The organism is Burkholderia sp. AU31652 (genome assembly GCF_002223155.1).
Lineage (GTDB): Bacteria > Pseudomonadota > Gammaproteobacteria > Burkholderiales > Burkholderiaceae > Burkholderia.
Map to the genome: position 1 here is coordinate 1,156,588 of NZ_NKFG01000003.1, position 20,967 is coordinate 1,177,554.

General features: G+C 64.0%; 17 protein-coding genes. 10 read left to right on the forward strand and 7 right to left on the reverse strand.

From position 1 onward, the window contains the following. Positions 1-17: 17 nt before the first annotated feature. The 3 genes from CFB40_RS08030 to CFB40_RS08040 form a co-directional block, all read right to left on the reverse strand. Positions 18-1,232, reverse strand: coding sequence for an HlyD family secretion protein (locus CFB40_RS08030; RefSeq protein ID WP_089425215.1), 1,215 nt, complete (start codon positions 1,230-1,232; stop codon positions 18-20). A gap of 52 nt (positions 1,233-1,284) precedes the next feature. Beyond that, positions 1,285-2,781, reverse strand: a complete 1,497-nt coding sequence (locus CFB40_RS08035; protein ID WP_089430992.1) for an efflux transporter outer membrane subunit — start codon at positions 2,779-2,781, stop codon at positions 1,285-1,287. Between the two features lie 87 nt (positions 2,782-2,868). Then, positions 2,869-3,360: a MarR family winged helix-turn-helix transcriptional regulator gene (locus CFB40_RS08040; RefSeq protein WP_089425217.1), complete on the reverse strand. Its 492-nt coding sequence runs from the start codon at positions 3,358-3,360 to the stop codon at positions 2,869-2,871. Between the two features lie 328 nt (positions 3,361-3,688). On the opposite strand from CFB40_RS08040, the gene typA reads away from it, so the two are divergent. The 6 genes from typA (at position 3,689) to CFB40_RS08070 (ending at position 13,379) form a co-directional block, all read left to right on the forward strand. Continuing rightward, positions 3,689-5,515 (forward strand): translational GTPase TypA, encoded by a 1,827-nt coding sequence (typA, locus tag CFB40_RS08045; RefSeq protein WP_039358989.1) that lies wholly within the window; start codon positions 3,689-3,691, stop codon positions 5,513-5,515. Positions 5,516-5,833: 318 nt separating this feature from the next. Continuing rightward, entirely contained in the window at positions 5,834-8,698 is a 2,865-nt protein-coding gene (locus CFB40_RS08050; protein ID WP_046545499.1) for a 2-oxoglutarate dehydrogenase E1 component, read from the forward strand. A 135-nt stretch (positions 8,699-8,833) separates the two neighbouring features. Beyond that, positions 8,834-10,114 carry a 2-oxoglutarate dehydrogenase complex dihydrolipoyllysine-residue succinyltransferase gene (odhB, locus tag CFB40_RS08055; RefSeq protein ID WP_089425218.1) on the forward strand — a complete coding sequence of 427 codons (1,281 nt, stop codon included), beginning with the start codon at positions 8,834-8,836 and terminating at the stop codon, positions 10,112-10,114. Between the two features lie 83 nt (positions 10,115-10,197). Continuing rightward, positions 10,198-11,628 (forward strand): dihydrolipoyl dehydrogenase, encoded by a 1,431-nt coding sequence (gene lpdA / locus CFB40_RS08060; RefSeq protein WP_089430993.1) that lies wholly within the window; start codon positions 10,198-10,200, stop codon positions 11,626-11,628. A 98-nt stretch (positions 11,629-11,726) separates the two neighbouring features. Beyond that, positions 11,727-12,824, forward strand: coding sequence for a cell division protein ZapE (zapE, locus tag CFB40_RS08065; RefSeq protein ID WP_089425220.1), 1,098 nt, complete (start codon positions 11,727-11,729; stop codon positions 12,822-12,824). 114 nt (positions 12,825-12,938) lie between these two features. Then, a complete protein-coding gene (locus tag CFB40_RS08070; RefSeq protein WP_143329825.1) occupies positions 12,939-13,379 on the forward strand; it encodes a transposase in 441 nt (146 codons plus the stop codon). Positions 13,380-13,482: 103 nt separating this feature from the next. On the opposite strand, the gene CFB40_RS08075 is transcribed toward CFB40_RS08070, so the two are convergent. From CFB40_RS08075 to CFB40_RS08090, 4 genes are all read right to left on the reverse strand, one after another. Further along, entirely contained in the window at positions 13,483-13,944 is a 462-nt protein-coding gene (locus CFB40_RS08075) for a DUF2147 domain-containing protein (RefSeq protein ID WP_046545504.1), read from the reverse strand. A gap of 166 nt (positions 13,945-14,110) precedes the next feature. Beyond that, positions 14,111-15,796, reverse strand: a complete 1,686-nt coding sequence (locus tag CFB40_RS08080) for a ShlB/FhaC/HecB family hemolysin secretion/activation protein (RefSeq protein ID WP_089430994.1) — start codon at positions 15,794-15,796, stop codon at positions 14,111-14,113. A gap of 144 nt (positions 15,797-15,940) precedes the next feature. Next, positions 15,941-17,290, reverse strand: a complete 1,350-nt coding sequence (locus CFB40_RS08085; RefSeq protein WP_089430995.1) for a collagen-like triple helix repeat-containing protein — start codon at positions 17,288-17,290, stop codon at positions 15,941-15,943. A gap of 40 nt (positions 17,291-17,330) precedes the next feature. Beyond that, positions 17,331-18,605: a collagen-like triple helix repeat-containing protein gene (locus tag CFB40_RS08090; protein WP_441299783.1), complete on the reverse strand. Its 1,275-nt coding sequence runs from the start codon at positions 18,603-18,605 to the stop codon at positions 17,331-17,333. On the opposite strand from CFB40_RS08090, the gene CFB40_RS39530 reads away from it, so the two are divergent. The 4 genes from CFB40_RS39530 to CFB40_RS08110 all read left to right on the forward strand — a co-directional run bounded on the left by CFB40_RS39530 (position 18,556) and on the right by CFB40_RS08110 (position 20,895). Continuing rightward, positions 18,556-18,930, forward strand: coding sequence for a hypothetical protein (locus CFB40_RS39530; protein WP_441299784.1), 375 nt, complete (start codon positions 18,556-18,558; stop codon positions 18,928-18,930). The genes CFB40_RS08090 and CFB40_RS39530 overlap by 50 nt on opposite strands. 697 nt (positions 18,931-19,627) lie before the next feature. Next, complete coding sequence (locus CFB40_RS08100; protein WP_089425226.1) at positions 19,628-19,834, forward strand: Flp family type IVb pilin; 207 nt, start codon at positions 19,628-19,630, stop codon at positions 19,832-19,834. 117 nt (positions 19,835-19,951) lie between these two features. Continuing rightward, entirely contained in the window at positions 19,952-20,452 is a 501-nt protein-coding gene (locus tag CFB40_RS08105; protein WP_089430998.1) for an A24 family peptidase, read from the forward strand. Continuing rightward, positions 20,449-20,895 (forward strand): TadE/TadG family type IV pilus assembly protein, encoded by a 447-nt coding sequence (locus CFB40_RS08110; RefSeq protein WP_089425228.1) that lies wholly within the window; start codon positions 20,449-20,451, stop codon positions 20,893-20,895. Before CFB40_RS08105 ends, CFB40_RS08110 begins: the two co-directional genes overlap by 4 nt. The last annotated feature ends 72 nt before the right edge of the window (positions 20,896-20,967 follow it).

Sequence of the window (20,967 nt, forward strand, 5' to 3'; positions counted from 1 at the left end):
TTCCGGAGTCGGAACGGTTACATCATCTTCGCGACGGCATTCGACTTCGACGCGGCCGGCGCCGATGCGTTGCCGCCTGCGTTCTCGGCGATGACGCGGGCGATTTCGGCATCGGCTTCGTCGCCGTACTTCGCGAACACGTTGGTCTCGTAGACGGTGTTCGGCGCGTTCACGAGCTGGTCGCCGCGTTCGTCCTTGATGTCCACGTCGACCTGCATCGACAGGCCGATGCGCAGCGGGTGCTTGTCGAGATCCTTCGGATCGAGTTCGATCCGCACCGGCAGGCGCTGCACGACCTTGATCCAGTTACCCGTCGCGTTCTGCGCCGGCAGCAGCGAGAACGCCGAGCCCGTACCGGCCGAGAAGCCGACCACCTTGCCGTGGTAGACCGCCGACGAGCCGTAGATGTCGGCCGTCAGTTCGACCGGCTGGCCGATGCGCATGTGCTTGAGCTGGACTTCCTTGAAGTTCGCGTCGACCCACACGGCATTGAGCGGCACCACCGACATCAGCGGGTTGCCGGGCGACACGCGCTGGCCGACCTGCACCGAGCGCTTCGCGACGTAACCAGTGACCGGCGCGGGCAGCACGTTACGCGCGTTCGCGAGGTACGCGTCGCGCACCTTCGCGGCGGCGGCCATCACGTTTGGGTGCGATGCGATCGTGGTGTTCGCGGTCAATGCGCGATTCGATGCGAGCTGCTGCTGCGCGGCGTCGACCGACGCCTGCGCGGCCTTCACCGCGTCGCGAGCATGCGAGATTTCCTCCTGCGACACGGCGCCCGTCTGCGCGACGGCGAGGCGGCGACGCAGGTCGTCCTGCGCCTTCGACAGGTCGGACTGGCGCAGCGCGACTTGCGCGCGGTACTGGTCGTCGTTGACGAACAGCCCGCGCACCTGGCGCACCGTTTGCGCGAGATTGGCCTCGGCCTGCTGCAGCGCGACTTGCGAGTCGGCCGGGTCGAGCACGACGAGCGGATCGCCGGCCTTGACGGTCTGCGTATCGTCGGCCTTCACCGCGATCACGGTACCGGTGACTTGCGGCGTGATCTGCACGACGTTGCCGTTCACGTACGCGTCGTCGGTCCCTTCATGGAAGCGGGCGACGAGGAAGTAATACAGGCCGTACGCGATGGCCGCGATCACGATGACCGCGACGAGCAGCGTCATCATCCGTTTGCGCTTGCCATTGTTCTGCGGCTGCGCGCTGGCGGCGTTTTGTTGGTCGCTCATGGCGATTTTCTCCGTCCGTTATTTCGAGTGTCTGCGTAGTGGTGGCGCCGGATCAGTTGGCGGCCTGTTTTGTCGGCTTGTCGGCATCGGGTGCGGCGAGCGGCGTGCCGGTCGCGTCGAACCCGCCGCCCAGCGCCTTGATCAGCGCGAGCTGCATGTCGCGGCGGCGCATCTTCAGGTTGGTCACCGTCTGTTCCGATGCGAGGCGGTTGCTGTCCGCGGTCAGCACCTGCAGCTGCGGCGACAGGCCGGCCTTGTAGCGGATGACCGCGAGGTCATAGGCGCGCGTCGATGCGTCGAGTGCGCGTTGCGCATCGCCCATCTGTCGATCGACCGCGCGGATCGATGCGACCTGCGTCGCGACGTCGTTCAGCGCACTGATCAGCGTCTGGTTGTAGTTCGCCACCGACAGGTCGAAGTCCGCGTAGCGGCCCTTGAGCTGCGCGCGCAGCGCGCCGGCGTCGAAAATCGGCAGGTGGATCGCCGGGCCGAACTGCGCCTGACGGCTCGCGAAGTTCAGGAATTTGCCCCAGCCGAACGCATCGAAGCCGAAGCCGGCCGCGAGGTTTACGTCGGGATAGAACTCGGCCTTCGCTTCCTTCACGTCGTGCATCGCGGCTTCGACCTGCCAGCGCGCGGCGACGATGTCGGGGCGGCGCGACACGAGATCGGCCGGCAGGTTGCCGGGCAGCGCGACTTCGCCGCTCGGGTTGACCACGGGCGCGGCGATCTGCAGCCCCCGATCCGGGCCCTTGCCGAGCAGCGCGGCGAGCTGGTAGTGCACCGTCGTGATCTGGCCGTCGAGATCGGACAGCGAAGCCTGGGTCGTTGCGATATTGCCGCGCGCCGTCTGGCGTTCGACGTTGGTGTCGAGACCGGCCGACACGCGGCCGTCGGTGATCTTGCCGACCGTCTCGCGGTTGGTGATCTCGCGCTGCGCGATATCACGCAGCGCATAGAGTTGCGCGAGCGAGTTGTACGTGCGTGCGACCGACGACGCGAGCGTGATGCGTGCCTGCTGCATGTCGGCTTCGGCCGCCTTTTCCTGCGATACCGCGGTGTGCAGGCGTTCGCGATTCTTGCCCCACAGGTCGAGCTCCCACGATGCGCTCGCGAGCGCGTTGTTCTCGCTGTACCACTGGCCGCCGTACGGGGGCGGGAATAGCGCGTTCGACGAATACAGCTCGCGCGTCCACGAATAGCTGGCTTCCGCCTTCGGCATCAGGTTCGAGCGCGACGATTCGATGTATGACGACGCCTTTGCGATGCGCGCCTGCGCCTGCGCGATCGACGGATTGCCCTGCAGGGCTTCGTCGATCAGCTTCGGCAACTGCGGATCGCCGAACTGGCTGGCCCAGTCGAGCGCCGGCCACTGGCCGCCCTGGGCCGGCAGGCTCTGGGCGGATTCGAATTGCGACGCGGGGGCGATCTGCTTGTCGCTCTTGATGCCGATGTAGTTCGCGCAGCCCGCCAGCGCCAGTGCGGCGACCGCGGCGGCGACGGCGGCGCGGCACGACCCGGCGCGCACGGACAACGGGGAGGATTTCATCGCGCTGATCCCTGACTCGGAATGAATGATGGACACTGCAAGGATTTCCTTACATTAATCTGTCAAAAGTAATTGTTATGGCAACTATTACGTGATGCTGCCGCCGGCGGTCTCGCAGTAGTTGCTGAGAATGCGGCGCAGCATGCTCTTCAGGAACCCGACTTCTTCCGGCGTAAACCCGTCCAGCACCTGGTCGAGCACGCTGCGGAAAATCGGCGGCAGCCGTTCGGCGAGCGCACGGCCTTCGTCGGTCAGCTCGAGGCGCACGACACGCCGATCCTCGATGCTGCGCACTCGGGACAGCAGGCCGCGTTTCTCGACCCGGTCGAGCAGGCGCGTGACCGCGCTCGCGTCGATCCCGTACTCGCGCGCGAGTTCGGCGGCCGTCGAGCATTTGCCGACCGCGATCATGAACAGCATGCTCGCCTGCGTGCCCGTGATGCCGAGCTCTTCCTGCGTGCGTTGCGTGACGAGGTTGGTCATCACCGACTTCACGCGCGACATCAGATAACCGACGCTGTCGTTCATCTGATATGAAGACAGCTGCGAGACGGGTGGTTGGGTAGAAGAATCCGGCATAAAACCCTGAAGCTGCAATAGTTGACTAGGCAGCAGTATAGGCACAGTTGCTTGCCGCGGCAAATGTTAATCGAACGGCAAAGGGCGCGCTTTGTGTCCCATAAATCCACTACTCCAATAAGGTTTTTGGGCTTGCCGATGATGCGGGCTTCGGCCGACCGGCGGGTTCGAGGGGAGGGCGTGCCGGCCGTCTGGTGTCGCGTCGCAACGTGCCTGTCAGCTCGCGACATCCGCACGTGCTATAATTTGTGGCTTTCCAAGCTGCAATGCGCGCGCCCGTGAAAAACGAGCGGGCGCTTTTGCGCGTTCAAACGATTTCCAGGTTTCTATGACCCGCGCCCTTCGCAATATCGCCATCATCGCCCACGTCGACCACGGCAAGACCACGCTCGTCGACCAACTGCTTCGCCAGTCCGGCACCTTCCGCGAGAACCAGCAGATTGCCGAACGGGTGATGGACTCGAACGACATCGAAAAAGAGCGCGGGATCACGATTCTCGCGAAGAACTGCGCGGTCGAGTACGAAGGCACGCACATCAACATCGTCGACACGCCGGGGCACGCGGACTTCGGTGGCGAGGTGGAGCGCGTGCTGTCGATGGTCGACTCGGTGCTGCTGCTCGTCGACGCGGTCGAGGGCCCGATGCCGCAGACCCGCTTCGTCACGAAGAAGGCACTCGCGCTCGGCCTGAAGCCGATCGTCATCGTCAACAAGATCGACCGTCCGGGTGCGCGGATCGACTGGGTCATCAACCAGACCTTCGACCTGTTCGACAAGCTGGGTGCAACCGAAGAGCAGCTCGACTTCCCGATCGTCTACGCATCGGGCCTGAACGGCTATGCGTCGCTCGACCCGGCCGCGCGCGAAGGCGACATGCGCCCGCTGTTCGAGGCAGTCCTCGAGCACGTGCCGGTTCGCCCGGCGGATCCGGACGCGCCGCTGCAGCTGCAGATCACGTCGCTCGACTATTCGACGTACGTCGGCCGGATCGGCGTCGGCCGCATCACGCGCGGTCGCATCAAGCCGGGCCAGCCGGTCGCGATGCGCTTCGGCCCGGAAGGCGACGTGCTGAACCGCAAGATCAACCAGGTGCTGTCGTTCACGGGTCTCGAGCGCGTGCAGGTCGAATCGGCCGAAGCGGGCGACATCGTGCTGATCAACGGTATTGAAGACGTCGGCATCGGCGCAACGATCTGCGCGGTGGATACGCCGGAAGCGCTGCCGATGATCACCGTCGACGAGCCGACGCTGACGATGAACTTCCTCGTCAACTCGTCGCCGCTCGCCGGCCGCGAAGGCAAGTTCGTCACGAGCCGCCAGATCCGCGACCGCCTGATGAAGGAACTGAACCACAACGTCGCGCTGCGCGTGAAGGACACCGGCGACGAAACGGTGTTCGAAGTGTCGGGCCGTGGCGAGCTGCACCTGACGATTCTCGTCGAGAACATGCGTCGTGAAGGCTACGAGCTGGCCGTGTCGCGTCCGCGCGTCGTGATGCAGGAAATCGACGGTGTGCGTCACGAGCCGTACGAACTGCTGACCGTCGACGTCGAGGACGAACATCAGGGTGGCGTGATGGAAGAGCTCGGCCGCCGCAAGGGCGAGATGCTCGACATGGCGTCGGACGGCCGCGGCCGCACGCGTCTGGAGTACAAGATCTCGGCACGTGGCCTGATCGGCTTCCAGAGCGAATTCCTGACGCTCACGCGCGGCACGGGCCTGATGAGCCACATCTTCGACTCGTACGCACCGGTCAAGGACGGCTCGGTATTCGAGCGCCGCAACGGCGTGCTGATCTCGCAGGACGACGGCGCTGCCGTGGCCTATGCACTGTGGAAGCTGCAGGATCGCGGCCGCATGTTCGTGAAGCCGGGTGACGCGCTCTATGAGGGCATGATCATCGGTATCCACAGCCGCGACAACGACCTCGTCGTGAACCCGATCAAGGGCAAGCAGCTGACCAACGTGCGCGCGTCGGGTACCGACGAAGCCGTGCGCCTGGTGCCGCCGGTCCAGATGTCGCTGGAATACGCGGTCGAATTCATCGACGACGACGAACTCGTCGAAGTGACGCCGCAATCGATCCGCCTGCGCAAGCGCTTCCTGAAGGAGCACGAGCGTCGCCGCGCGAGCCGCGAAGGCGCGGTCGACTAAGCGTTCCGGCCGTTTGCTGCATCACGGAAAAGGCTGCCTGCGGGCAGCCTTTTTTGCATCTGCGCGATGCGCAATCGGGCTGTCTGCAAAACACTGTTCCCGCGGGTCGTGGCAATCCGGCAAAACCCCGTCGCGCGGTGCTTTCGGGCACATTTCGCCGTGAACTCCGGTATCGGTTCTGTGATATGCTGCGCGCACGCAAGTTTTAGGTCCTTCCAAGCAAGACTTGATTCGCAATCCGCTAAACGGTCAGGCCGTGTCGCGGAAGGTTGAGTAACCCGCTATTTCTCGAGAAGCTCGAAGAAAGGTGAGCGTAAAATGTCAGATGTAATGAAGCAGTTTCAGCTGAACTCCTATCTGTTCGGCGGCAATGCTTCGTACGTTGAAGAACTGTACGATGCATACCTCAACAATCCGGCATCGGTGCCGGAGAACTGGCGAGAGTATTTCGACGCGCTGCAGAATGTGCCTGCAACGGACGGTTCGAATGCCAATGACGTCGCCCATTTTCCGATCGTCGAATCGTTCGCCGAGCGCGCGAAGGCCAATGCCTTCATCCCGCGCGAAAGCACGACCAACCTGGCTGCGGCACGCAAGCAGGTGCACGTCCAGTCCCTCATCAGCGCGTATCGCTTCCTCGGCTCGCAATGGGCCAATCTGGATCCCCTGAAGCGTCGCGAACGTCCCGCCATTCCCGAGCTCGAACCCGCGTTCTACGATTTCTCCGAAGGCGACCTCGACCAGACGTACAGCGCAAGCAACCTGTACTTCGGTTTCGACCAGGCTTCGCTGCGTGACATCGTCAAGGGTCTGCGCGACACGTACTGCGGCACGATCGGCGCCGAGTACATGTACATCAGCGACCCGGAACAGAAGCGCTGGTGGCAGGAGCGCCTGGAGTCGACCCGCGCGACGCCGAACTTCTCGGCAGACGAGAAGAAGCACATCCTGAATCGCCTGACGGCCGCTGAAGGCCTCGAGCGTTACCTGCATACCAAGTACGTCGGGCAGAAGCGCTTCTCGCTCGAAGGCGGCGAAAGCTTCATCGCGGCGATGGACGAAGTCGTCCAGCACGCGGGCAAGCGCGGCGTGCAGGAAATCATCATCGGCATGGCCCACCGTGGCCGTCTGAACGTGCTGGTCAACACGCTGGGCAAGATGCCGGCCGACCTGTTCGCCGAATTCGAAGGCAAGCACGTCGACGACCTGCCGGCCGGTGACGTGAAGTACCACAAGGGCTTCTCGTCGGACGTGTCGACGGAAGGCGGCCCGGTCCACCTGTCGCTCGCATTCAACCCGTCGCACCTCGAAATCGTGAACCCGGTGGTCGAAGGTTCCGCTAAGGCGCGGATGGACCGTCGCGGCGACGAAGACGGCCTGCAAGTGCTGCCGGTGCAGATCCACGGTGACGCGGCCTTCGCTGGCCAGGGCGTCGTGATGGAAACGCTGAACCTCGCGCAGACGCGCGGCTACGGCACGCACGGCACGCTGCACATCGTCATCAACAACCAGATCGGCTTCACGACGTCCGACCCGCGCGATGCGCGCTCGACGCTGTACTGTACCGACGTCGTCAAGATGATCGAAGCGCCGGTGCTGCACGTGAACGGCGACGATCCGGAAGCGGTCGTGCTCGCGATCCAGATCGCGATCGACTACCGGATGCAGTTCCACAAGGATGTCGTGATCGACATCGTCTGCTTCCGCAAGCTGGGCCACAACGAGCAGGACACGCCGGCGGTCACGCAGCCGCTGATGTACAAGAAGATCGCGCAGCACCCGGGCACCCGTGCGCTGTACGCCGAGAAGCTCGTGCAGCAAGGCGTGATCACCGCGGAAGACGCCGACAACTTCGTGAAGGCGTACCGCAAGGCGATGGACGACGGTCACCACACGGTCGACCCGGTCCTGTCGAACTACAAGAGCAAGTACGCGGTCGACTGGGTTCCGTTCCTGAACCGCAAGTGGACGGATGCAGCCGACACGGCCGTGCCGCTCGCGGAACTGAAGCGCCTCGGCGAACGCATCACGACGGTCCCGGAAAACTTCAAGGTCCACCCGCTCGTCGAGCGCGTGATCAACGACCGTCGCAACATGGCGCGTGGCGACCAGCCGCTCGACTGGGGCATGGGCGAACACCTCGCGTTCGCGTCGCTCGTCGCATCGGGTTACTCGGTGCGCCTGACCGGCCAGGACTCGGGCCGCGGCACGTTCACGCACCGTCACGCGGTGCTGCACGACCAGAACCGCGAGCGCTGGAACGACGGCACGTACGTGCCGCTGCAGAACATCGCCGAAGGCCAGGCGAAGTTCACGGTGATCGACTCGGTGCTGTCGGAAGAAGCGGTGCTGGGCTTCGAATACGGTTACTCGACCGCCGAGCCGAACACGCTCGTGCTGTGGGAAGCGCAGTTCGGCGACTTCGTCAACGGCGCACAGGTCGTGATCGACCAGTTCATCTCGTCGGGCGAAGTGAAGTGGGGCCGCGTGTCGGGTCTGACGATGCTGCTGCCGCACGGCTACGAAGGCCAGGGTCCGGAGCACTCGTCGACGCGTATCGAGCGTTTCCTGCAACTGTGCGCGGATCACAACATGCAGGTCGTTCAGCCGACGACGCCGGCGCAGATTTTCCACCTGCTGCGTCGCCAGATGATCCGCCTGTTCCGCAAGCCGCTGATCGTCGCGACGCCGAAGTCGCTGCTGCGTCACAAGGAAGCGGTGTCGGACCTGTCGGAACTCGCGAAGGGTTCGTTCCAGCCGGTGCTGGGCGAAACCGACGGCGGCATCGACGCGAAGAAGGTCAAGCGCGTGCTGGCATGCTCGGGCCGCGTGTATTACGACCTCGTCGCGCATCGCCGCGAAGCGAAGGCGAACGACGTCGCGATCATCCGTATCGAGCAGCTGTATCCGTTCGCGCACAAGCAGTTCGAAGCCGAAATGAAGAAGTACGAGAACGCGACTGAAGTGGTCTGGGTGCAGGACGAGCCGCAGAACCAGGGCCCCTGGTTCTACGTCGAGCACCATCTGAAGGAAGGCATGAAGGAAGGGCAGAAGCTGGCATACAGCGGCCGTCCGGCTTCGGCCTCACCGGCGGTTGGCTACTACGCGAAGCACTACGAGCAGCAGAAGGCCCTGATCGAAGGTGCTTTCGGCCGCCTGAAGAGCGCATCGATCGCGAAATAACCGACGGAAGCGAAACGGGAAGGCGCCATGCGCTTTCCCGTCTCTTTTGGCCCGCCGGGCGCGTTGCGCGCCGCACCGGCCGAAGGAATCGCACGAACCTCGTCATTACCCAGATTAAGCATCCAGGAAAATCACATGGCTATCGTAGAAGTCAAAGTCCCCCAGCTTTCGGAGTCGGTTTCGGAAGCCACCATGCTGCAGTGGAAGAAGAAGCCGGGCGAAGCAGTTGCTCAAGACGAAATCCTGATCGAACTCGAGACCGACAAGGTCGTGCTCGAAGTGCCGGCACCGGCCGCGGGCGTGCTCGCGCAAGTGCTGCAGAACGACGGTGACACCGTTGTTGCCGATCAGCTGATCGCAACGATCGACACCGAAGCGAAGGCAGGTGCAGCCGAAGCCGCGGCAGGCGCCGCCGAAGTCAAGCCGGCAGCAGCGCCTGTTGCAGCCGAACCGGCAGCACAGCCGGTCGCTGCAGCCGCAGCCGCATCGTCGACCACCGCATCGCCGGCCGCATCGAAGCTGCTGGCCGAGAAGGGTCTGTCGGCGGGCGACGTCGCAGGTTCGGGCCGCGACGGCCGCGTCACGAAGGGCGACGCGCTGGCCGCAGGCAGCGCACCGAAGGCCGCACCGGCTGCCGCACCGGCGAAGACCGCCGCTGCGAAGCCGTCGCTGCCGGAAGTGAAGGTGCCGGCATCGGCCGCGACCTGGCTGAACGACCGTCCGGAACAGCGCGTGCCGATGTCGCGCCTGCGCGCGCGTATCGCCGAGCGTCTGCTCGAGTCGCAGCAGACCAACGCGATCCTGACGACGTTCAACGAAGTGAACATGGCTCCGGTCATGGAACTGCGCAACAAGTACAAGGACAAGTTCGAGAAGGAACATGGCGTGAAGCTCGGCTTCATGTCGTTCTTCGTGAAGGCGGCCGTCCACGCGCTGAAGAAGTTCCCGCTCGTGAACGCGTCGATCGACGGTAATGACATCGTCTACCACGGCTACTTCGACATCGGTATCGCTGTCGGCTCGCCGCGCGGCCTCGTCGTGCCGATCCTGCGCAACGCGGATCAACTGAGCCTCGCCGAGATCGAGAAGAAGATCGCCGAGTTCGGCCAGAAGGCGAAGGACGGCAAGCTGTCGATCGAGGAAATGACGGGCGGTACGTTCTCGATCTCGAACGGCGGCGTGTTCGGCTCGATGCTGTCGACCCCGATCATCAACCCGCCGCAGTCGGCAATCCTCGGCGTGCACGCGACGAAGGAGCGTCCGGTCGTCGAAAACGGCCAGATCGTGATCCGTCCGATCAACTACCTCGCGCTGTCGTACGACCACCGCATCATCGACGGCCGCGAAGCCGTGCTGTCGCTCGTCGCGATGAAGGATGCGCTGGAAGATCCGGCACGCCTGCTGCTCGACCTGTAAGCCGAGTTTCACCGCATTGACCCGCACCGCACGGGCGCGCGACACGCGCGGCCCGTGCGGCTGCACAAGAAGAAAGGATTGTCATGTCCAAGGAATTTGACGTCGTCGTGATCGGCGCCGGCCCCGGCGGCTACATCGCCGCGATCCGCGCCGCGCAGCTCGGCAAGACGGTTGCCTGTATCGAGAAGTGGAAGAACCCGGCCGGCGCGCTGAAGCTCGGCGGTACGTGCCTGAACGTCGGCTGCATCCCGTCGAAGGCGCTGCTCGCATCGTCGGAAGAGTTCGAGAACACGTCGCACCACCTGGCCGACCACGGCATCACGGTTGACGGCGTGAGGATCGACGTCGCGAAGATGCTCGGCCGCAAGGACGCGATCGTCGAGAAGATGACGAGCGGGATCGAGTTCCTGTTCAAGAAGAACAAGATCACCTGGCTGAAGGGCCATGGCAAGTTCACCGGCAAGACCGACGCCGGCGTGCAGATCGAAGTGAGCGGCGAAGGGGAAACAGAAGTCGTCACCGCAAAGAACGTGATCATCGCGACGGGCTCGAAGGCGCGTCACCTGCCGGGCATTCCGGTCGACAACAAGATCGTGTCGGACAACGAAGGTGCGCTGACGTTCGACTCGGTGCCGAAGAAGCTCGCCGTGATCGGCGCAGGCGTGATCGGCCTCGAGCTCGGCTCGGTGTGGCGCCGCCTCGGTGCCGAAGTGACGGTGCTCGAAGCGCTGCCGGCCTTCCTCGGCGCAGCTGACGAAGCGCTCGCGAAGGAAGCGGCCAAGCTGTTCAAGAAGCAGGGCCTCGACATCAACCTCGGCGTGAAGATCGGCGAAGTGAAGACGACCGCGAACGGCGTGTCGATCGCTTACACGGACAAGGACGGCAACGCGCAGACGCTCGACGCCGACCGCCTGATCGTGTCGGTCGGCCGCGTGCCGAACACCGACAACCTCGGCCTCGAGGCAATCGGCCTGAAGGCGAACGAGCGCGGCTTCATCGACGTGGACGACCACTGCCGCACGGCGGTGCCGAACGTGTACGCGATCGGCGACGTGGTGCGTGGCCCGATGCTCGCGCACAAGGCGGAAGACGAAGGCGTGCTGGTCGCGGAAGTGATCGACGGCCAGAAGCCGCACATCGACTACAACTGCATTCCGTGGGTGATCTACACGTACCCGGAAATCGCATGGGTCGGCAAGACGGAGCAGCAGCTGAAGGCGGAAGGCCGCGAGATCAAGTCGGGCAAGTTCCCGTTCTCGATCAACGGCCGCGCGCTCGGCATGAACGCGCCGGACGGCTTCGTGAAGATGATCGCGGACGCGAAGACCGACGAACTGCTCGGCGTGCACGTGATCGCGGCGAACGCGTCGGACTTGATCGCGGAGGCCGTGGTGGCGATGGAATTCAAGGCGGCGTCGGAAGACATCGCCCGCATCTGCCATCCGCACCCGTCGATGTCGGAAGTGATGCGCGAAGCGGCGCTCGCCGTCGACAAGCGCTCGCTGAACAGCTGAGCGCGGTATAGCGCCGGCCGGCCATCGGCCGGCGCAGCCGTCTCATGACGAAGGCGGGCGGGGATTCCCGCCCGCCTTCGTTTTTTCCGGTTTGCCCGATGAACGTCACCGAATACTACACGCGCGAACTGACCACGCGCGGCTATCAGTCCGATCCCGCACAGCGCGCGGCCGTCGATCGCCTGCAGCAATGTTTCGACGAGTGGGTCGAGTACAAGGCGCGCCGCTCGAACGCATTCAAGAAGCTCATCAACCATCCCGACCTCCCGCGCGGCGTCTACATGTGGGGCGGCGTCGGTCGCGGCAAGAGCTTCCTGATGGACAGCTTCTACGCGGTCGTGCCCGTGCAGCGCAAGACGCGCCTGCATTTCCACGAATTCATGCGCGAAGTGCACCGCGAGCTCGAGGAGCTGAAAGGGCAGGCCGATCCGCTCGACGAACTCGCACGGCGCATCGCGAAGCGCTACCGGTTGATCTGCTTCGACGAGTTCCACGTGTCGGACATTGCCGATGCGATGATCCTGTACCGTCTGCTCGACCGCCTGTTCAACAACGGCGTGCAGTTCGTGATGACGTCCAACTACGATCCCGACGACCTGTATCCGGACGGCCTGCATCGCGACCGCATGCTGCCGGCGATCGCGCTGATCAAGTCCAGGCTCGACGTGCTCAACGTCGACGCAGGCGTCGATTATCGCCAGCGCACGCTCGCGCAGGTGAAGATGTATCACACGCCGCTCGGCGCGGATGCCGATCGCGAATTGCGGCATGCGTTCCAGAAGCTCGCTGCCGTTCCCGACGAAAGCCCGCTCCTGCATATCGAGAAGCGCGAACTGAAGGCGCTGCGCAAGGCGGACGGCGTCGTATGGTTCGACTTCGCGACGCTGTGCGGCGGCCCCCGCTCGCAGAACGACTATCTCGAGCTGGCGAGCCGCTTCCACGCGATCGTGCTGTCCGAAGTGCCGCAGATGTCGCCGCGGATGGCGTCCGAGGCACGGCGCTTCACGTGGCTCATCGACGTGCTGTACGACCACAAGGTCAAGCTGCTGATGTCCGCGGCGGTGCCGGCGGAGCAGTTGTACATCGAAGGCCCGATGGCCAACGAGTTTGCGCGTACGGTCTCGCGAATCGTCGAGATGCAGTCGAAGGAATACATCGAAACGCCGCGCCGCATCGTCGATACGTCGCTGACCTGAGTGCGATTTCCGGCAATTGACGGGATTCAAACGTCAATTCCGGTCAAATTAAGGCAATCTCAGGGTAATTTCGGATTTGTCTTATATTCATTGTTGAGGTGAGCCGATATCGTTGTGTCATGGTTACTAAGGCTGGAGATATCCATGACACCGTATCGCGATCTGACCGATCAAGAGTGGCGCTGCGTTGCGTCGCTTCTGCCCGAAATGCAGCCGCGCACCGAGTTGCGCGGCCGCCCGTTGGCCAATACGCGTGCCGTCCTGAACGGCGTGCTCTGGGTGATCTACAGCGGCGCAACGTGGTCGGCCATGCCGCGTCGTTACCCTTCGTACCAAACTTGCCATCGTCGCTTCAAGGTCTGGCACGAGACGGGCACGTTGATGAGTGTCATGCGTGAACTCTATGGCGACGCAGGCGTGAATCTGTGCAACGAGTTGTCCACGCGGATGCGCAAGCACACGCAATCGAAGGCTGCGGAAGCACGCAGCAATGCGGCGCCCGCGTATCGCGCACCTGGCAGCTATGCGTCGGACGCGCTGAAGCATGCAGCGTGATGTTCATCAGCTCCCGCCGCGCATGCACCAAAACAAAATCGGCCTGACGACTTCGTCGCAGGCCGATTTTTTCATTGAGCTGCGCATTTAAGCGCGAACCGCATTACTGCTGGCGAACCCAGGTCTGCGAACGACCGAGCAACGACACGCCGATGTAACCGCGCACGACGAGTTTCTGGCCGCCGTCTTCAAGCGTCATCTTGCACTTGTAGACCTTGCCGTTCTCCGGGTCGAGAATGTTGCCGCCGTCCCAGTGGTCGCCTTCCTTCTTCATGGCCTTGATGATCGTCATGCCCTTGATGAGCTGATCCTTGCGTTCGTCCGTGCAGGCGGTGCAGCGGCGATCGGGCGTATCGTTCGCGCCGAGGCCCTTCACGACCTTGCCGGTCAGCGCACCGTCACCGTCCTCGGCGATCTGCACGAGTGCCTTCGGCTGATGCGTGTTGTCGTCGATCGTCTGCCACATGCCGATGGGGCTGTCTGCCTGTGCGAACGTGGGAGCGGCGCAAGCGAGCAATACGCCGGCGACGGCGATGGCACGAAACGGGCGGGTCAGTTGAATCATTGTCGTCCTCCTTGTTTTGCATGTCGTGTTCGATTTGCTCGCACGACCGTCTGCATGGGGCGGGCATGTTGCGAGCTTCGCCAGAATACGTGAAACCGCGTGCCACGTTTGATAGAGGGGACTCTAATCGAAACAGCCCACGTGGCGCGGGCTGTTTGGTGACCGATCAGTTGAGCTGATATGAGAATGCGGCGTTGATGCGCGGGCTGCGTGACGCGCTTTCGACGGGTGCGTCACCCACCGGCTTCGCGACGTTCAGGTCGAGGCTGTAGAAGCGGCTGTCGGTGAAACGTACGCCGATACCGACCGACGACATGCGGTTCGGCGACGGTGTGCCTGCGTGCAGGTACACACGCGCCATGTCATAGGCGATGTACGGCGTAATGGATTTCATATACGTCCAGCCCGGCGTGAAGCCGCGGTTGACCTCCAGCGACATCCCCCATCCCGAGTCACCCGACGCTTCGCCCGGCTGATAGCCGAGCGCGTAACGCGTCGAGCCGAACGAGATCTGCTCGGACGTCGGCAGCGAGTCGGGGCTGTATTGCCCGGTCAGCGAAACCGACGTGCCGATCCGGAACGGCCACTCGTTGGTTTGCGTGAAGGTCGCGCCGGTACGGACGAAGGTCAGTGAGGTCGGGTCGGCGTACGTGATCGTCGAGCCGTTAACCAGGCCGGTCTGCGATTTCGATGCGCCGAGGATGTCGAACGCCTTTGCGACGTTGACGCTCAGTTTTCGCACCTGCTTCGGTTGTACGCTCGTGTAGTCGAGCTGCAATTGCAGCACGCGTACCTGCGACCTGTTGTCGAGGGTATTGCCGTTGATTTTGTTCTGATAGTTGTCGTCGTTATGCGCTGCATAGCCCGACACCGTGCCGAGCAGGCTGCGCTGGTTGTTGAGAAGTATTGGATAGGATGCCGAAAGGCCTAGCTTCTCGTTCTTTACGGTTCGCTGGACGCTCGACGGCAGCCCCGGATTGTCAGTCGGCTTGCCGCGATAGGTACTCGCGTCGAGGCGCGTGATCAGGCCGCTGCTGCCCACGGGTACCGCGCCGCTGAATGCGAAATAAGTTTGCTTGTCGCGCCCCGGCGGCGCCAGCGCGGAAATGCTCAGTTGCTCGCCGAACGACGTAAGGCCGTTTTCGGTCGCGGTGATGAGTCCCTGGACGCCCGGGTGGTTGAAGTCGATGCCGGTGCTGACGTTGAACGGCTTGCGGTCGACCGCGAGTTCGAGCGTCGTGGCACCGTCGGTGGTTTGCGGCGGCGGTACGTTCGCCTTGACCGTGAGGCCGGGCAACAGGCCGAAGGTGTTCACGTAGCGTTCGAACGTCGCGCGGCGCAGCGGGCGATCGGCAGTGATATGCGCGGCGATTGCACGAATCTTCGATTCCATCGCACCGGGCTTGCCGGTGACCTTGACGTCCGATACATAGCCTTCGACAACCGTGATGCGCACGACGCCGTTCTCGAACGTCTGCGCCGGAACGAACGCGAACGACAGCGCGAAGCCGCGATCCTGGTACAGCTTCGTCACGCCGTTGGCGGTTTCGATCAGTTCGCCGATCGTGATGTCCTTGCCGACGAGCGGGGTGAAGCGACGCGAGATCTCCTCGAACGGAACGGACTTCACGCCTTCGACCTGAAATGTGGTCGGCGTCAGGTGGCGCGACAGCAACTCCTGCAATTGCGGCGCTTGCGGTGCGACCTGCACGGTCACGTTCGGGCCGGTTTTCGGCGCGTTGATCTGGGGCAGGGAGTCGAGCGGGTTACCGCCGACGCGCGTTTGTGCATGTGCCGTGCCTGCTGCCGCGATGGCGAGCAGCATCATCCATCTGTCGAGTCTGGATTTCATTGTTCTTCCTCGTTGGCCTTGCTCTTCGTCTTCTTTGTAATGCCGGCGCGCGACACCAGGGTGCCGCGCGCCGCGTGCCGCAATGCCGGTTGTGTTTGTACGGCCGCGCCATCCGCTCCGGCTGCGAAGGTGCGACCGTCCTCCTTACTTGCCAACGCTACCCAGCGTACCCAGCAACCCCGTTACCGGTGCCAGCAGCCCCGTCGAGCCGCCGCCCGCCGTTGCCGTACCCGTGACGCCGCCAACCAGCGACGTGACCGGTGCGAGCGGGCTCGATCCCCCGGATCCTGCTGCGCCGCCCACTGCTCCGGTGACAGTATTCAGCAAACCGGTGACAGGCGCGAGAGGGTTTGCACTGCCTGCGCCACCCGTTGCGCCACCGAGCGTGCCCGTGACCGTCGACACGAGATTCGTGACGGGGGCGAGCGGGCTGCTGCCCGAACCGCCGGTCGCGCCGCCGAGTGCGCCCGTGAGCGAGCCGAGCGGCGTCGAGCCGAGACCCGACAGCAGGCCGCCGAGCGGATTCGTCGAGCCGGAGCCTGACGACGTGCCGTTTTGTACGGTCGCCGTCGAGCCGCCAACGAGGCTCGTGATCAGGCCGGGGATCGGTGCCGCGCCGTTCGGGCCGTTCGGGTTGACGAGGCCACCCGCGTTGGTCACGGTGTTGCCGACCGCCGTGACGAGCTGACCGACGTCGCCGACGAGCGGCTGGCTCGACGTGCCGCCCACCTGCTTGCCGGCCGAGCTGATCGCGCCGCCGACCTGGCCGAGCAGGCCCGAGACGGGTTGGCCGAGGCCGGTCGTCGTGCCGACCTGTTGCGTGACCTGGCCGGCGGTGATCACGAGCGGCGTGATTGCCGAGCTGAGCGGTTGCGTGACCTGCTGCACGGCGCCCGACGACAGCGTCGAGCCGATCGTCGTGCCGGCAGCCGTCAAGCCGTTGGCCACCGTGTCGAGCACGGTGCCGACCGGCGTCGTGACGGGCGCGAGCGGTGCGAGCTGGCCGGTGCCGAGCGCCTTGACCGTCGAGCTCAGGCCGGACACCGTGTTGCTCGTCGCGCCGACCACGTTGCCGAGGCCCGCGACGGTCGTGCCGACCGGATCCTTGGTCGTGCCGATCTGTCCCAGCCCGTTGCTCACCGCATCGGCGGCTGCGCCGACGATCGTGCCGGTGCTGGAGAGCGTGCTGCCGACACCCTTCGTCACGCCGTCGCCGAGGCCCGGCACGCTGATGTTGCCGACCGTGCTGCCGAGGTCGGTGGCCGTCTGGCCGACCGTGCTGACCACGCCCTTGGTGCCGGTGGACGTACCGCTGGTGCCGCTCGTGCCTGGCGTACCGCTCGTGCTCGGATTGTTATTGTCGTTGCTGCTGGTCGGCGGCGAGCTGACGCCACCGCCGCCGCAGGCGGCCAGCAGGCAGGCGGCGGCGAAGGCCGTGAGGGGCGCGCGCCACTGGCGCAGGGCGACTGTCGTGAGAGAACGTTGCTGGGACATGATGGACTCCTCGCTGTCTTGTCGATTGATGGATGTTGGTTTACTTGCCGTGCGTGCCGCCGAGCAGGCCGCCGATCAGCGACGTGACGGGCGCGAGCGGATTCGACGACGAACCCGAGTTCGTGACGGCGCCCGTACCGCCGGTCAATGCCGGTGCGCCGACCGTGCTGGTCACCGTGGACACGACGTTCGTCACCGGAGCGAGCGGGCTGCTGCCGCCTGCACCGCCCGTCGCGCCGCCGAGTGCGCCCGTGACCGCGCCGAGGAGACCCGTGACCGGGGCGAGCGGGCCACCGCTCGTGCCGCCCGTGGCGCCGCCGAGTGCGCCCGTGACCGTGGAGACAAGGCCGGTGACCGGGGCGAGCGGGCCGCCGCTGCCGCCTGCTGCGCCGCCGAGTGCGCCCGTGACCGTGGAGACAAGGCCGGTGACCGGGGCGAGCGGGCCGCTGCCGCCGCCTGCTGCGCCGCCGAGCGCACCCGTGACCGTCGAGACGAGGCCGGTAACCGGGGCGAGCGGGCTGCTGGCGCCACCCGTTGCGCCGCCGAGCGTACCCGTGACCGTCGTGAGGAGACCCGTGAGCGGGGCGAGCGGATTGGTCACGCCGCCGCTGCCGCCCGTGAGCAGGCCGCCGACGGCCTTCACGGTGTTGCCCGTCGACGAGACCGTGTTGCCAAGGCCGGTCGTGACAGGGTTGCCGCCGGCCGACGCGAGCAGGGCGCCGGCCTGGTTCAGGCCGTTGCCGACCGTGCCGAGCAGCGTGTTGACGGGCGCGCCGAGGCCGGTCGCGGTGCCGATCGTCTGGGTCGTCTGGCCGACCATCGTCGTGATCGGCGTGATGGCCGAGCTGACCGTCTGCGTGACTTGCTGGATCGGGCCGGTCGACAGTGCGTTGGTGAGGGTGGTGCCGCCGTTCGATACGGCGCCGCCGAGCGTCGACACGAGGCCGCCGACGGCGCCCGTGACCGGTGCGAGCGGCGTCAGCGGACCGCTGCCGAGGCTCGAGACCAGGTTGCCCGTCTGCGTGACCGCGCCGCCGAGCTGGTTGACCACGCCGCCCGTGCTGGCGAGCGTGGTGCCGAGCGGATCCTTCGTCGCGCCAAGCTGGCCGAGACCGTTGCCAAGGCCGTTGCCGAGTGCGGTCACGGCGCCGCCAACGCTCTGCACGATGCCGCCCGCGGCTTGCGTGGTGGCCGGGTTGACACCTGGCAGCGACTGGTTGGCGATGACGGAGCCGAGGCCCGAGACGGTCCCACCGGCGCTCGTGATGATGTTGCTGCTGCTTGCGAGGACAGTTCCCACTGCGTTCGACGACACCCCCGAGGTGCCGCTCGTGCCCGACGTACCGCTGGTTCCGGAGGTGCCGCTCGTGCCCGAGGTGCCGCTGGTGCCGGAGGTACCGCTCGTACCGGACGTACCGCTGGTGCCCGAGGTACCGCTGGTGCCGCTGGTACCGCTCGTGCCCGAGGTACCGCTCGTGCCCGAAGTGCCGCTCGTGCCGGAGGTGGAGATCGTATCGCCGCCGCCCGAGCTCGAGCCGCCGCCGAGACCCTGGCTGATGGAGCCGGAACCGCCGCACGCGGAGAGGGAAAGCATGGCTGAAACGGTGGCCGCGATCAGAGTCGTCCGGAACACGCCATGAGGGATAACCTTAATGTCCATTTCGTCCTCGCATTAAAAATGTGTTGTGAACTTCGTTGTGTTGAGTGGTGCGCGGACTACTCTGCAACTGTCGTGCCATTTCGATGCTCGACGGTTCGACAACAGGTTTTAAACGGGGCAATTCCTTGTCGGAAAAGGAGGTTATGGAAATTGAAAGATTGTTGAATCTGTTTAAGGACAGGCGAATGAGAACGGTTTCGCGCGTTTCGTAACGTAACGTCACAACATTGGCGTTACGCGTGCGGCGTAACGTGGAGGCCGCGCAGGCTTGGTGGACGAGGCAATTGTTTTACTGGTGGATTAGGTGTGCACATCTAACCTATCGTAAATCCTATGTGTAAGTCGTACCGAAACGCCGTACAAATACGTTGTGCTCCTGGTCATTTTTTTCTATCCAAGCCGTTAAAAGAGGTTGGAAGTTAAATAGGATCGGAGATAGAATCCGGAGCAGATGTAAGGAAATGTACGGTTCGGTACACAACGTTCGAGGAGGGTCACTATCGCGAATGTTAACTTGCATCAAATGTTGAGCCATGCCCCTCGGGGCAATCTATAAAGAAAGCGCACCCGGTTGTCGTTACAGCAGATGTGGCGAACAGCGCGGGGCAAGGGCCAGATATGCGGGGACGTATACGTATAAAAGGCCAAAGAACGTAAATACAGGCACGAGGAATAAAATGAAAGCAATCATCAAGCGCTTCCTTAAGGAAAGCAACGGGGTTACCGCGATCGAGTACGGGCTGATTGCGGGTCTTATCGCTGTCGCGATCCTGGCTGGTGCTTCAACGATCGGCACTAATCTTGGCAATATGTTCACGAACCTCGGGACATGTCTGACCACCCCGAGCGGCACGAACTGTACGGCTGCCAGTATCTTTAAGTGACCCACCTGGCGTTAATTGGTACGACCTCGAAACATTGAGTCGTCGTCTTGATGTTGTGGCGGGCGGATTGCCGTTGGCAGTCCGTCCTCCGCGACATTTGTCGCAGGTTGCGGTGCGATGGCACATTTCATTTTCAGCGGGGTGTTCCTGGTCTGGGCTGCGTTCGTCGCAACCAGCGACATCCGTTATCGGCGCGTTTCGAATTCGCTCGTTCTGGCGGGGTTGATCTTTGGCCTGGGCGGAGCGTATTTCAACGCCGGTCCATTCGGCATTCTCCCGGCGCAGGCGATGATCGGCCTGCTGGCCGGGTTGGTCGCCTTTATTCCGCTTTTTTTGCTGCGCGTCATGGGCGCGGCGGACGTCAAGATCTTTGCCGCGATCGGCGTGTGGTGCGGCGCACATGCGCTGCTGTGGATCTGGATTGCCGCCAGTCTTGTCGCCGGTATTCATGCTCTGGCCCTGATGTTGCTGTCGCGCACGTCGATCGGCGCGTTGTGGCAACGGGGCCAGCCGGCAATGGTGCTTGGCAAATACCGGGCAACGCCTTACGCGGCATGTCTCATGGCACCAGCTGCCGCATGGGTTGTCTTTCTTGTCGCAAGGGGGGGCGTGCGATGAAACGACAGATGCGTCCGCGTGGACGCCGTCGGCAGCGTGGCGCGACGGCGGTCGAGTTTGCGATCGTGTTCCCGTTGTTGTTCGTGATTTTCTACGGCGTCGTCAGTTTCGGGATGATCTTCACGATTCAGCAGAGCCTGACATTTGCCGCCAGCGAAGGCGCACGGGCCGGGTTGGTTTACGCCCCCACTCTTGCGGCGCGCATAACGAACGCCACAACGACTGCGCAGAGTGTCGTGGCCTGGCTGAATGTCGGTACGCCGCAAGTCGTGGCACCGCCGTGCAGTTACGACACGTCGGTTCCGCCGTCGTTGTACTGCCTGTCGGTTACGGTGAATTACACCCCCAAGGATTGGATAACGACCATGCCGTTTCTGGGAAGCATACTGAATCGACCGTTGACGAGTACGGCGGTCGTGCAGATTCCGCAGTCGATCCTTTGAAGTACGTATCGTGACGCGAAGGGCCAGCTGACGCGCGAATCACGCAGAAACCCATCGGACTTTCATCCCGGC